Here is a 12,648-nt window from a genome sequence, read left to right as displayed (position 1 = left end):
TGCACGATCGTCATGTGCGACAACCGAAACTGGCCGGTGACGAACGACCAAGGGACTCGCATCATATCGTCGGAAAGCCCCTCTGCCGTCAGTGCCAGATTGGTCTGGCGCGGCCGGTTTATGGGACTGGCTGACACTCGGGAACGGAGGTGGCGCTTCAGCACTCGGGTCGACAGATCGCGCGCAACCACAAAGGCAAAGCAGGGCATAAGCCAGAGCGTTAGAAGCGATGGGCCCGCTGTCGCGACAACTGCGGGGACTGCTGCAATTGCGAACGCTAGGACTGAAGCAAGCGTCGGCAGCTGCCACTGCCACCAACCATAGGCACGGCGGTTGATCGCTTTTGCAAGAGCGACATCATCATTCTCTGCCGAGTTGAAGTGAAGATTAAGATCACTCATCCCGTGCTCCTCAAGATCGTCACCACGGTGTCGCCGTATCTCCGCTGGTCGAGGGTGTCGAAGCCCGTTGGCGGCATGGGGGCGGTGCCTTCCTCCCAGACGATGAAGGCACCGGGGGCGAGCCAGCCGTTTGCGGCGCAGGCGGTGAGGGCGGTGGCACCCAGCGCCTTGCCATAGGGTGGGTCGAGGAAGACAAGGCTGTGTGGCGTGCCGGGGCCGGGTTGGGTGGCGTCGCGCTTGATCACCTTGCAACGGTCTTCGGCGCGCATCAGGGCGACGTTGCGCCGGATCAGCGTCAGTGCCGGGGTGCCAGTGTCAAGAAACGTGGCATGGGCGGCACCGCGGCTTAGCGCCTCCAGCCCCAGCGCGCCGGTGCCGGCAAACAGGTCGAGCACGCGCGCGCCGGTCACCGGATTGCCGTAGCCGCCGTTGATCAGCAGGTTGAAGATCGCCTCGCGCACCCGGTCGGACGTGGGGCGCAGGTGCGCTTCGGCATCGCCTGCACCAACGGGCGCAAGGTGCAGGCCACGCGAGGCACCACCAATGATCCTCATACCTTCAGCAGCGCCTTCAGATTGGTTTCCGGGTTGGACACTTCTGCCCGAGACGGTGATTTACCCATTTCGATCAATCGCTTGCCAACCATGTAGGCGCGCGGATCGTTCATCGCATCGACGGCCAGCAGGGTTTCGCCCCGGTAGTACCAGAACGACACCGCCTCGCCCTCGCCCTGCCGGGTTGCGATGGTATCGTAACCGGTGTTGAGGCCTGCGATCTGCAGCTTGCAGTCATATTGGTCGGACCAGAACCACGGCTGCGCGACATAGGGCGCATCCGCCCCCATGATGTTGGCGGCCACCGCTTCGGCCTGATCGATCGCATTGCCGACGGATTCCAGCCGCAGCCGGCCACCTTTCCACGGGAACGACGCACAGTCGCCCGCCGCCCAGATATGCGGGTCGGAGGTGCGGCCGTAAGCGTCAGTCGCGATGCCATTGTCCAGCGTCAGGCCCGCCGCTTCGGCAAGGTCGATCGCGGGGCGGATGCCGATACCGAGGATCACGAAATCGGCAGGCAATTCGCGCCCGTCGGCCATCCGCACGCCTGAAACGTGGCCTTCGCCCAGAATCCGGTCCAACCCGACGCCTTCGAGGATCTTCACCCCATGGGCACGGTGCAGGGCGCGAAAGTAATCAGACGTCTCGGGGGCTGCGACGCGCTGCAGGATGCGGGGTGCGGCCTCGATCACCGTCACATCAAGACCAAGCTTGGCTGCGACGGCTGCCCCCTCCAGCCCGATGTAGCCACCGCCGACGATGACCACCCGGGCCCCGGCAACAAAGCGGTGCTTCTTGGCGTTCACGTCCATCAGGGTGCGCACCACATGCACGCCGGTCAACGTGCCACCGATGGCGGCAGGCAACTGGCGCGGGATCGATCCGGTGGTCAGCACCAGCTCATCATAATGCAGGGCCTCACCCGCGACGGTTACCGTCTGCGCCGCGCGATCAATCGCACTGACCGGTGCGCCCAGCCGCAGGGTGATCGCCTGTTCGGTGTAGTAATCGGGCGAGCGTAGCCAAAGCCGTTCTTCCGCCATATCGCCCAGAAGATAGCCCTTGGACAGCGGCGGGCGTTGGTAGGGTGGCGCTGTCTCCTCACCCACTATGGTGATCGCGCCGGAATGCCCCAATGCCCGTAGCTTGGCCGCAAGCGCAGACCCCGCTTGCCCGGCCCCCACGATCACCACATCGGTCATTCTTCGCCCCTTGGTTTGTCTGGCACTGGTCGCGGCCCGGCGTCGAGCCTATATCTGGCGTCATCCGTAACGCAATCACATGGGGTTTTGAATGACGTTATCCGTTGGCGACCGCCTTCCCGAAACAAGCCTGGTGATGATGGGTGCGAACGGGCCGGAAACCGTTTCCCTGACGGCACGGCTGAAGGGCCGCAAGGTTGTGGTGTTCGGCTTGCCCGGTGCATTTACCGGCCCTTGCACGACGGCGCATATCCCGTCGTTCATCCGCACCGCCGACAAGTTCCGCGCCAAGGGTGTCGAGGAAATCATCTGCATTTCCGTCAATGACCCCTTCGTGTTGAAGGCCTGGGGCGAATCCACCGGGGCGACCAAAGCCGGGATCACCCATCTTGGCGACGCCGAGGGCAAGCTGACCCATGCGCTGAAGATGGAGTTTACCGCACCGCATCTGGGGTTGATCGGGCGGTCCAACCGGTATGCGCTGGTCTTGGAGGATGGCGTGATCACGCAAGCCAACATCGACAAGCCCGGTGAATGCAACATCTCCACCGGCGAGGAACTGCTGTCGAAGCTTTGAGACCGGCGGGGGGCCGTCGCGTCCCCCCTTCCGGCAGGCTGCAAGACCCCGAATCCGATCCGATCACGGTGCTTTCCGCGACCTGATCTCGCACAGCGACTGGATTGGCGCGCCGTGGTCATGCTGGACCTCTGCCGCCCCGGCGAAGGCGTCCATCTTCGCGGCCAGCTTGAGGTCCAGCGCGCTGAGACCGTGGCAGTCATGCGTGGTCAGCGTGACGTCGACGACATTGTAGACATTGCGCCATTCGGGATGGTGGTTCATCGCCTCGGCGGCAAGGGCGGCCCGTGACATGAAGCCCCAGGCCTCGGAGAAATTGCGGAATTTCCAGACCTTCCGGATCGCATCCTGGTCGGGGACAGCGGCCCAGCCGGTCTGGCCCAACGGCGGCAGGGCGGTCGCGCGTTCGTCTGCGGTCAGAAGATCGGCCACGGGATCATCCTTTCGGCAAAAGCGCGTCATTCAGCGCGGTTGATCGCGCGAGAGCGGGGCGGGCAGAGATGCGTGACCAGTAGTCGACGAAGACCGGGCGATCCTCGACCGTCTTGAAGCGCAGACCCCAGCCGATCTGGCTGCCGACATAGACATCGGCGGCGGAGAAGTTGTCGCCGCAGAAGTAGGGGCTGGAGGTCAGATGTGCCTCCAGCGTTTTCAGCACCGTGTCCATGCTGCCGTAGCCGACCATGCCGCGCCGTTCGGGCGGCACCTCGACGCCGAGCGCCTTGTTGGTGACCGCCGCCTCCAGCGGCCCGGCGCCGAAGAACATCCAGCGGTAGAATGAGCCCCGGTTGGCGGGCATCAGCCCGGCCGTCGGGAAGGCGTCGGCGAGGTAGGTGATGATGGCTGCGCCTTCGGTGATGATCTGATCCTTGTGGCGAAGCGCCGGAACCTTGCCCATCGGATTGATCGCGCGGTAGACGGGAGCCTTCATCTCGGCCCCGAACGGCACCATGATGGTCTCGTAGGGCTCGCCCACCTCTTCCAGCATCCAGTGGGTGATGCGACTGCGGCTTTGCGGGTTGGTGTAGAAGGTCAGGTCCTGCATCGTTGCCTCCATCTGCGGCGAGCCTATCACGAACCGCCCCGTCAGTCTTCCGATTGCACCCGTCGGAAGGGGCCGTAGGCGGTGAGCACTTCGATTTCTTCGTCCACCGCTCGGCGTTCTTCGGCGAGATATCGGGCGACGGCGGCCCGGAACCCCTCATCCGCGATCCAGTGCAGGGAATGAACCGGTGTCGGCAGATACCCCCGCGACAGTTTGTGTTCGCCCTGCGCGCCCGCCTCAACCCGTGACAGGCCGTGGGTGATGGCCCAGTCGATGGCCTGATAGTAGCACAGTTCGAAATGCAGGCAGGGATGATCTTCGAGCGCGCCCCAATAGCGGCCAAACAGCGTATCGCGCCCGATGAAATTCAGCGCCCCGGCCACCGGGCGATTACCGTTGAAGGCAAGAACCAGCAGCATGTCGTTGCGCATCGTCTCGTGCAGCAGGGTGAATGCGTTGCGGGTCAGGTAAGGCGTGCCCCATTTGCGGCTGCCGGTGTCCTGGTAGAACTGCCAGAACGCATCCCAATGCGCGGGTTCGATCTGATCGCCGGTCAGCGCGCGGATCGTGACCGGGCCTTGGGCGGTTTCACGTTCCTTGCGGATGTTCTTGCGCTTGCGCGACGACAGATCAGCCAGAAAGTCGTCAAAGGTGGCGTAGCCGTTGTTCACCCAGTGAAACTGCTGGGTGACACGGTGCAAAAGGTCGTGCTTTCCCGCCAGCGCCTCGGCCTCCTCGGGGGTGCAAAAGGTGATATGCAGGGACGACAGGCCGTTCTGTTCGGCAATCGCAATGGCACCCTGCACCAGCATATCGCGGCCTTGCCCCAGAAACCGCGGCCCGGTGGCCGGCGTGAAGGGCACGGCGATCTGCAGCTTTGGGTAATACCGCCCGCCAGCCCGCTGATACCCATCGGCCCAGCTGTGATCAAAGATGTATTCGCCCTGGCTGTGGGCTTTGACATACATTGGCGTCGCACCGATCAGCCGGCCAGCATCGCGCAGCACAAGCGGCCGCGACTGCCAGCCGCTGCCCGTGCCCGTGGACCCAGACGCGTCGAGCGCACGAAGAAAACGGTGGGTGGTGAAGGGATCAAGCGGCCGCCCCCCGCCCGGCAGCAGCGCGTCCCAGTCCGCCTCCGCCACCTCGTCCAGTCCGTTCAAAAGGGTCAGGTCTGCCATGAACTCGCAAAGGTTATGGTGAAAGGGCCTGTCTGGCCCCGGAGACCAATGAAGCAAGTGGCTTGCTTTAGGCCAAGGTCAAGCGGGGATGGCCGGGGCATAGCCTTCGAAGGTGATGTTTTGCGCAATCTTGCGCGCGGCTGCCTCTTGCACCGCAGAACGGATCGTCCAGCACAGAATATCGGCGCCCTGCTGTTTCAATTCGAACACCCGGGGGCGGTCAAGGTCGCTGGCCTTGTGCGACAGGAAGCTGGCCGCCGTAGCATCATAGTCCGGAATGTCGCGCAGGCGGGCGCAGACATCGGCGGGAATGGGCACGTTGTTTGCAGGATCATAATCCTCGGTCGTCAGGCCACGGGCGATGTCTGGCGCCAGTCGGGCCATATGCGCCACGCAGTGCGGATTGAACGACATCACCGCGACAGGGCCCGCATAAGATTTCAGCGCGCGGGCAACGGCGGCTTCCAGAACGCCATCTGTCTGCAACATCGTATCAAGGTGCTCCTTGATTTCGATCAGCACCGGAACCCGGCCGGCGACCAGCGCCAGAACTTCGGATAGCAACGGTATATGTTCGTCGCTGTTGCGCAGTCTGATGTGGGCCAACTCTGCCGCCCTGCGGGCAATGACCGCGCCAGTGGATTCCGCCATGCGGTCAAGCGTGTCATCGTGAAACACCATCGCCTGACCGTCGGCGCTGCGCTGCACGTCCAGCTCGATCCCGTAGCCCGCTGCGACGGCGGCGGCAAAGGCCGACAGGCTGTTTTCGGGGCGCCGCAGCCCGGCGTCATGGTAGCCGCGATGCGCAAGCGGAATCGACAGAAACTCGGGCGGCAAGCGCGGGTGTGACATCAGCGGATCTCGAAGATCGCTTCGATCTCGACCGCGACGCCGAAGGGAAGCGAGGCGGCCGAAACGGCGGAGCGGGCGTGGCGTCCGGCATCGCCCAGCACGGCGACCAGGAAATCTGACGCGCCGTTGATCACCTTCGGCTGGTCGACGAAATCGGCGGTGGAGTTGACGAAGCCCACCAGCTTTACCGCCTTTGTGACCCGTGAGAAATCACCGCCGCAGGCTTTTTTCAGCTGGGCGAGGAGGGAGATGGCGCAGCGGCGCGCGGCTTCGGCACCCTGTTCCACCGCGAGGTCCGCGCCGAGGCGGCCCTTGATCAGACCCTGTTCGTTCTGGCTGATCTGGCCCGAGATGTGGACGAGGTTTCCGGTCACCACGAAGGGGACGTAGTTGGCGGCCGGGGCCGGGGCGTCGGGCAGGGTGACACCAAGTTCGGCGAGGCGGGTGTCGAAGGGGTGCATGGCGGCTCCGTTGCTTTGGCGGCACGCTAGCCGGGGTAGGGGGGCAGGGGCAAGGGGCCTTTCAGCCTTGTCCACGCGTGGACAACGGGTCAGGTCTATGGAAAACAAGGGCTTGGCCGGCGCCGTTCACGAAGTCTTAATCCTTGCCGCCAGTCAGCTTTCGCGAAACGCGCGAGAGAAATAGTCGGTGAAGGGCTGCAACAGATAGGCCAGCGGCGTGCGCATGCCGGTTTGCACGAACACATCGACCGGCATGCCGGGCAGCAGCACATGATCACCCAGCTTGGCCATCTGATCCGGCCCGAGCATGATTTCGGCGCGGTAGTACGCGGCCCCGGTATCGGGGTTGACCAGCGCGTCGGCGGACAGCACCGAAACGGTGCCGAATAGATGCGGCACCGCCCGTGAGGAAAACGCGGAAAACGCCAGCTCGACCGGCTGGCCCACCACCACTTCGTCAATCTGGGTGGGCTGGATCTGGGCGGTGATCATCAGCGGGCGGTCTTGCGGGATCAGATACAGCACCGGGTCGGCGGGCCGGATCACCGCGCGCGGGGTGGTCACTTGCAGGCCAAGCACCACGCCTGCCACCGGGGCGCGCACCTCAAGCCGGGCGATGCGTTCGGCCAGCGCCCGCTGGCGTTCGGCCAGTTCCAGCGCGGCGGGGCCAAGGTCGCGCAGTTCGGTGGTGGCATCTTCAAGCCGTTTGGTGGTGAGGCCGGAAATCTGCACCTCGATCTCGGTGATCTGACCCTGGCTTTGCGCAAGGCTTGCGGCCAGTTCGCCCACCTGACCGTTGAGCCGTGCCTCTTCGCGTTGCAACGCAAGAACGGACCCAGCCTGGGTCAGACCTTTGTTCAGAAGGCTTTGCTGGCTGGCCAATTCCTGGGCGATGAGTGCCGCTTGCGTGGCCAGCGCCGCCTGCTGCGCGCTGATCCCTTCGATCTGGGCGCGAATCTGGTCGATCCGGCGGCTGAGTTGCAGGGTCTGCAGGTCCAGCATGTTGCGCCGGGCTTGAAACAGCCGGGACTGGCCGTCGATCTGGGCGGCAACTTCGGGCTTTGTCGCCGCGAGGGCGACAAGATCGGGCGGGAAAGCAAGGGTATCGCTGCCGTCGCGTTCGGCCAGCAGCCGGGTGCTGCGGGCGGTGAATTCGGTCAGCTGGTCTTCGACGATGGTCAGCTCGGACTTCAGCGCCGCGCCATCAAGCCGGATCAGCACATCGCCCGCAGCGACAACATCGCCTTCGTGCACGTTGATTTCTGCCACCACGCCGCCATCAGGGTGCTGCACGATCTGGCGGTTCTGTTCCACCTCGATCTTGCCATGTGCGACAACGGCGCCAGACAATTCGGTCATCGTGCCCCAGAGGCCAAAGCCCAACACAAGGGCGGCAATGGCAGCAAGGCCAAGCGTCACTGGCGCGCGCACCGACAGGGTCATGCCACACCGCCCGGCGCAATGGATCTGGCGATGTCACTGGCATTCTTGACCATGTCGCGCAGGATGGCATCGCGCGGGCCAATCGCGCCCACGGTGCCTTCCTTCATCACCATCAGCACATCGCATTCCTGAATGGCGGCGGGCCTGTGCGCCATGATCAGCACCGCCCGGCCCGAGGCCTTGGCCGCGCGGATCGCCTGGTTGAGCGCCATCGAGCCATCATTATCGAGGTTGGAATTGGGTTCGTCCAGCACCAGAAGCACCGGGTCATCGAACAGCGCGCGAGCCAGCCCGATGCGCTGGATCTGCCCCCCCGACAGCCGGCTGCCCATGGTGGAGATCTGCGTGTCATAGCCGTTCGGCAGATGCAGGATCAGGTCATGCGCGGCGGCGGCGCGAGCGGCGGCGATGATCTTGGCCGGGTCGGCCCCGGTCTGCAGGCGCGCAATATTTTCGGCGATGGTCCCGTCAAACAGGGTCACGCGTTGCGGGAGGTAGCCGATATAGCTGCCCAGTGCGTCGGGGTCGTACTGATCCAAGCTCGCGCAATCCAGCCGGATGCGCCCGGCACTTGGCCGCCAGACCCCGATCAGCGCGCGCGCCAGCGAGGATTTTCCCGAACCGGAAGTGCCGATCACCCCCATTGCCTGACCGGGGGCAAGGCTGAAGCTGACGCCGCGTAGCACGGGCGCGGTGGCACCGGGGGGGATCAGGGTCAGCCCCTCCACCTCAAGCCGGGCGGCGGGGCGCGGCAGGGCGGTGCGGGTCGGGGCGGGTGGGGTGCGCGACAACAGGTCTGCCAGCCGCCCGCGCGCCTGAGCGGCACGGGTGACGACGGCCCATTGGCCGACGGCCTGTTCGATGGGTTGCAGCGCACGGCCCATCAGGATGGAGGCGGCGATCATTGCGCCTGCGGACAATTCGCCCCGGATCACCAGCCAGGCGGCCAGGCCCAGCATCGCCGATTGCAGGAATAGCCGGAACGTCTTGGTGAACACCGCCGCGCGACCGGCGGTATCAGAAGCGGCAAGGCCAATGTCGATGGTGCGGGTGCGCAACCCGTGCCAGCGGGAAAAGGCGGCGCCGGTCATGCCAAGGGCCTGGATCAGTTCCGCCTCGGACTTCAGGTTATCGGACTGGCGGTCGGCCGTAAGGGTTGCAAGGTTGGCCTGATTGAGCGGGGCTTCGGTGCTGCGCTGGTTGATCAGGGCGACACCGATAAGGACCGCGCCGCCCGCCACCGCCAGCCAGCCAAGCAAGGGATGAAAGACAAAGATCGCGGCGGCAAAGACCGGCGTCCATGGCGCGTCGAAGAGGGCGAGGAGCACGGGCGAGGCCCAGAAGCGGGAGAGCGCGTCGAGATCGCGCTGGGCGGCCAGGGCGGCGGTATCGTCAGGCGCCACGCTCAGCCGGCGGAACGCGGCGGACAGAACGCGCCCATCCAGCGCCGTTTGCAGCCGCGCGCCGATGCGGGCCATGATGCGGGCACGGGCGTGATCCAACAGCCCCATGATCAGGAACAGGAAGGTGGCCAAGAGCGACAGGGCCACCAGGGTTTCCTGCGAGCGTGACACCAGAACCCGGTCATAGACCTGCAGCATATAGAGCGGCGAGGTCAGCATCAGCAGGTTGACCACAACCGAAAAACCAAAGGCCGCGATCAGCGCACGGCGCGATTGCGCCCGGGCGGCGGCCAGTTCGGCCAGACCGGGGGCCCTGTCAATGCCACCGGAAGGGTCTGCGCCGGCCTTTGACATGGGGTAATCCTTCCTTTCCGGCATCATTCTGCCATCCGTCGCCTTCCTGCCACGCTTGCCAGTTGTCTTGGGTCGGTCACGGACTTATGGCTTGCCTAATGCCAACACGGCCTGTGCTTTAACCGGCATGGATGAGACGATAGGAGCATGGGTCTGACAATTTCCTTAATTTCAGGCAAGGCGGTACGCGGGATTGCAATTCTGGCAGGCTGTTTGACGCTTGCCGGCTGCGCGGGCGCGCCCGGGGCAGATGGGATCAACGACCCGTACGAGGCAACGAATCGCAAGGTGCATGCGTTCAATCGGGGGTTGGACCGGGTGCTGGTCGGGCCGGCGTCCAAGGGCTATGGGTCGGTGGTGCCGGAACCGGCGCAGCGGGTGGTGGGCAATGTGGCCCGCACGCTGGATCTGCCGGGCGATATTGCCAACGACCTGCTGCAGGCCAACATCGCCGATGCCGCGCAAAACACGCTGCGGCTGGGGGTGAATCTGACGATGGGCGTGCTGGGGCTGTTTGATGCGTCAACCGCCATAGGCCTGCCGGGCAAGCCCACCGATTTCGGCGAGACGCTGGCGGTCTGGGGCGTGGGCGAAGGGGTGTATCTGGAGCTTCCGGGCATCGGGCCATCGACAGCGCGGGATGCGACCGGCACGCTGGTCGACGTCGTGCTGAACCCCACGCGTCTGGCCCTGCCGGACCGTGAGGCGATGGCGGCGACGGTGGCAAAACTGTTCTCACGGCTTGGTGATCGCAACCGCTATGCCGAAACGGTGGAATCCATTCTATATGACAGTGCAGACAGCTATGCGCAGGCACGGCTTCTGTACCTGCAGAACCGGCGGTTCGAGCTGGGGCAGAGCGGGGCGGGCAGTGCTGCTGACAACGGTGACTTCATTGACCCTTACGAGGACCCCTATGGCCAGTAACCCGCTTTTCCTGTCACGCCGCGCCTTTGGGGCCGGTCTTGCCGGTGCCGCAGCCATCGCAGCCCTGCCGCGTGCAGCTGCAGCGCTAACCGTCGAACAGGCCAAGGCGCTGATCGACAAAGCGGTGGGCGAGGTGAACCGGATCATCAGTTCCGGAAAACCGGAAAAGGCCATGCTCGGCGAGTTCGAGAAGGTGTTCAGCCGCTATGCCGACGTTTCCACCATTGCCAGGTCCGCGCTGGGCGTGGCGGCGCGGTCGGCGTCCAATGCGCAACTGTCAGCCTTTACCAAGGCCTATCAGGGCTATCTCAGCCGCAAATACGGCCGCCGGTTCCGCGAGTTCATCGGCGGCAAGATCGAGGTCAACGACGCCCGCGCGATCAAGAGCTATTACGAAGTCGTGTCGACCGCCTATCTGCAAGGCGAAGCGCCGTTCGACGTGCGCTGGCATGTGTCTGACAAGTCGGGCAAGCAGCTGTTCTTCAACATCATCATTGAAGGCGTGAACATGCTGGCGTCAGAGCGGACCGAGGTTGGCGCGCTTTTGGACAAGCGCGGCGGCGATCTGGACAAGCTGATCGCGGATATGAAGAGCTTGTAAGCCACGGGGTCGGGCCATACCGACCTGCGTGGCCGCTTTGAGCCGAGGGTGTGTGGAAACTCCCGGTCCGACGTCTCGCGTGACGTGCTTGTCGCCCTTTGGATGTGACGATCTGCCGGACTGGTGATCTCAACCGGGTCGGTCAGCCCGGGATGGCCTCCATCATTCGGCGGATGCCGATCAGGGCGACCATGCACTTGATGTTGTAGGCCAGAACGTTCAGCGCCATCTCGGTTCTGACGCCTCGCAGGCGGCGGGTCAGGAAGTGGGTGGCACCCATCCAGGCCTTGATGGTGCCGAACGGATGCTCAACCGTGCAGCGCCTTAAGGTCATTGGGTCGGGATCGCGCTTCAGGCGGTCGCGCATGTCGTCGACCAGATGCTCGTGTTCCCACCGGGTGATCCGGCGCTCCTTGCCGCTGGTGCAACGTCGTTGCAATGGGCAGTGCTGGCATTCGTTGATCCAGTATCGCGCCACCGTCAGGCCACCTTCCTCGCGGCTGTAGCGGTAGGTCAGCTCGTTGCCTGCCGGGCAACGATAGACGTCGCGTTCCGGATCGTAGAGAAAGTCCGCCTTGACGAACATGCCTTTGCCTTCGTTGCCCGAGGTGGCCGGGCGCGGCACGGTCGTGGTGATGCCCACCTCATGGCAGGCAAGGATCTGGGCGCCGCTGAAGTAGCCCTTGTCGGCGATGGCGTGCAGGTCATCCCGATTGAGCGCCTCCTTGGCGGCCGTCGCCATCGGGCTGAGCTGATCGCGGTCGAAGCCCTGGTTGGTGACGTCATGGGTGACGATGATATGGGTCTCGGTATCGACGACATTCTGGACGTTGTAGCCAACGAGCCCGCTGTGCCGGGCGCTGGTCGCCATGGCGCGGGCATCGGGATCGGTCAAGGAAATCTGGCCGTCCGGCGTATCGGTCAGGGCCTTGTCCATCGCCTTCAGCCGCGCAATCTCCTGCCTGATGCGGCCGTAGCGGCGGGCGAGATGCTCCATCTTCTCGACCCGGGCCTCGCCCTCCTCCTGGCGGTCGATGCGGACCATCTCGTTGATGTAGCGCGCGACGTCGGCCTCGAGATGCACGAGGCGGCTGGCGATCTTGCCTTTGGTGAAGTTCCGATCGCGGTTGTTGACGGCCTTGAACTTGCTCCCGTCGATCGCGACGCAATCGCCCTTCAGCGTCCCTATCCTGCGGCAGAGTTCCACGAACTGCGCGCAGGTCCGCCGGATGGCCGGGCCATTATCACGGCGGAAATCAGCGATGGTCTTGTGGTCGGGCACCAGCCGACCAGTCAGCCACATCGTCTCGACATTCCGCCCCGCCTCGCGCTCCAGCCTGCGGCTGGACGGGATCCGGTTCAGATAGCCGTAGATGAACAGCTTGAGCAGCACCGCCGGATGATAGCCCGGACGGCCCGTCCGTGCCGGGGCAGAACGCACAAAGCCAAGGCCGGGCAGATCGAGCTCGTCGACGAAGAGATCGACCACGCGGACCAGGCTATCCTCGCCAATCCAATCCTCAAGCCGCTCCGGGAAAAGGACGGTCTGGCCACGCTCAATACCTTCGATGAAACCTGCCATGCTGAACCCCTGCTGACCTGCAGAAGTCTACCACGGCAGGGAGTTTCCGCACAGCCTCGGCC

14 protein-coding genes are annotated in these 12,648 nt (G+C 64.5%); 3 read left to right on the top strand and 11 right to left on the bottom strand.

The genetic code is table 11. The annotated features are described in order from the left end of the window. From RMO18_RS17485 to RMO18_RS17475, 3 genes are all read right to left on the bottom strand, one after another. The coding region (locus tag RMO18_RS17485) for a hypothetical protein (RefSeq protein ID WP_309667636.1) at window positions 1-401 on the bottom strand (401 nt) is incomplete at its 3' end. Further along, a complete protein-coding gene (gene rsmD / locus RMO18_RS17480; protein ID WP_309667635.1) occupies window positions 398-955 on the bottom strand; it encodes a 16S rRNA (guanine(966)-N(2))-methyltransferase RsmD in 558 nt (185 codons plus the stop codon). The genes rsmD and RMO18_RS17485, both read right to left, overlap by 4 nt. Beyond that, window positions 952-2,160 carry an FAD-dependent oxidoreductase gene (locus tag RMO18_RS17475; RefSeq protein ID WP_309667634.1) on the bottom strand — a complete coding sequence of 403 codons (1,209 nt, stop codon included), beginning with the start codon at window positions 2,158-2,160 and terminating at the stop codon, window positions 952-954. The genes rsmD and RMO18_RS17475 overlap by 4 nt, the downstream gene beginning before the upstream one ends. A 91-nt stretch (window positions 2,161-2,251) precedes the next feature. On the opposite strand from RMO18_RS17475, the gene RMO18_RS17470 reads away from it, so the two are divergent. Beyond that, window positions 2,252-2,737: a peroxiredoxin gene (locus RMO18_RS17470; RefSeq protein ID WP_309667632.1), complete on the top strand. Its 486-nt coding sequence runs from the start codon at window positions 2,252-2,254 to the stop codon at window positions 2,735-2,737. Window positions 2,738-2,800: 63 nt separating this feature from the next. Here the strand turns inward: RMO18_RS17470 and RMO18_RS17465 are convergent, their stop codons facing one another. From RMO18_RS17465 to RMO18_RS17435, 7 genes are all read right to left on the bottom strand, one after another. Then, complete coding sequence (locus RMO18_RS17465; RefSeq protein ID WP_309667631.1) at window positions 2,801-3,169, bottom strand: 4a-hydroxytetrahydrobiopterin dehydratase; 369 nt, start codon at window positions 3,167-3,169, stop codon at window positions 2,801-2,803. Between the two features lie 4 nt (window positions 3,170-3,173). Further along, window positions 3,174-3,782 (bottom strand): glutathione S-transferase family protein, encoded by a 609-nt coding sequence (locus RMO18_RS17460; RefSeq protein ID WP_309667630.1) that lies wholly within the window; start codon window positions 3,780-3,782, stop codon window positions 3,174-3,176. Window positions 3,783-3,823: 41 nt separating this feature from the next. Further along, window positions 3,824-4,963 carry a GNAT family N-acetyltransferase gene (locus tag RMO18_RS17455; RefSeq protein ID WP_309667629.1) on the bottom strand — a complete coding sequence of 380 codons (1,140 nt, stop codon included), beginning with the start codon at window positions 4,961-4,963 and terminating at the stop codon, window positions 3,824-3,826. 78 nt (window positions 4,964-5,041) lie between these two features. Beyond that, window positions 5,042-5,815: a glycerophosphodiester phosphodiesterase family protein gene (locus RMO18_RS17450; protein WP_309667628.1), complete on the bottom strand. Its 774-nt coding sequence runs from the start codon at window positions 5,813-5,815 to the stop codon at window positions 5,042-5,044. Further along, entirely contained in the window at window positions 5,815-6,276 is a 462-nt protein-coding gene (locus RMO18_RS17445; protein ID WP_309667626.1) for a RidA family protein, read from the bottom strand. The genes RMO18_RS17450 and RMO18_RS17445 overlap by 1 nt, the downstream gene beginning before the upstream one ends. A gap of 153 nt (window positions 6,277-6,429) precedes the next feature. Then, entirely contained in the window at window positions 6,430-7,719 is a 1,290-nt protein-coding gene (locus tag RMO18_RS17440) for an HlyD family type I secretion periplasmic adaptor subunit (protein WP_309667624.1), read from the bottom strand. After that, the gene (locus RMO18_RS17435) at window positions 7,716-9,476 is read right to left on the bottom strand and encodes a type I secretion system permease/ATPase (RefSeq protein ID WP_309667622.1); all 1,761 of its coding nucleotides are present in this window, start codon (window positions 9,474-9,476) and stop codon (window positions 7,716-7,718) included. Before RMO18_RS17435 ends, RMO18_RS17440 begins: the two co-directional genes overlap by 4 nt. Before the next feature lie 147 nt (window positions 9,477-9,623). Between RMO18_RS17435 and RMO18_RS17430 the strand changes: the two genes are divergently transcribed. After that, a complete protein-coding gene (locus RMO18_RS17430) occupies window positions 9,624-10,403 on the top strand; it encodes a VacJ family lipoprotein (RefSeq protein WP_309667621.1) in 780 nt (259 codons plus the stop codon). Then, window positions 10,393-11,004: an ABC transporter substrate-binding protein gene (locus RMO18_RS17425; RefSeq protein ID WP_309667619.1), complete on the top strand. Its 612-nt coding sequence runs from the start codon at window positions 10,393-10,395 to the stop codon at window positions 11,002-11,004. Before RMO18_RS17430 ends, RMO18_RS17425 begins: the two co-directional genes overlap by 11 nt. Window positions 11,005-11,146: 142 nt before the next feature. On the opposite strand, the gene RMO18_RS17420 is transcribed toward RMO18_RS17425, so the two are convergent. Beyond that, entirely contained in the window at window positions 11,147-12,586 is a 1,440-nt protein-coding gene (locus RMO18_RS17420; protein WP_309667616.1) for an IS1182 family transposase, read from the bottom strand. Between the last annotated feature and the right edge of the window lie 62 nt (window positions 12,587-12,648).

The sequence above is a fragment of the Tabrizicola sp. genome (assembly GCF_031377265.1).
Lineage (GTDB): Bacteria > Pseudomonadota > Alphaproteobacteria > Rhodobacterales > Rhodobacteraceae > JAUYQR01.
The sequence above is the reverse complement of the archived record's forward strand: the minus strand, read 5'-3'. Positions and strand labels throughout refer to the sequence as shown.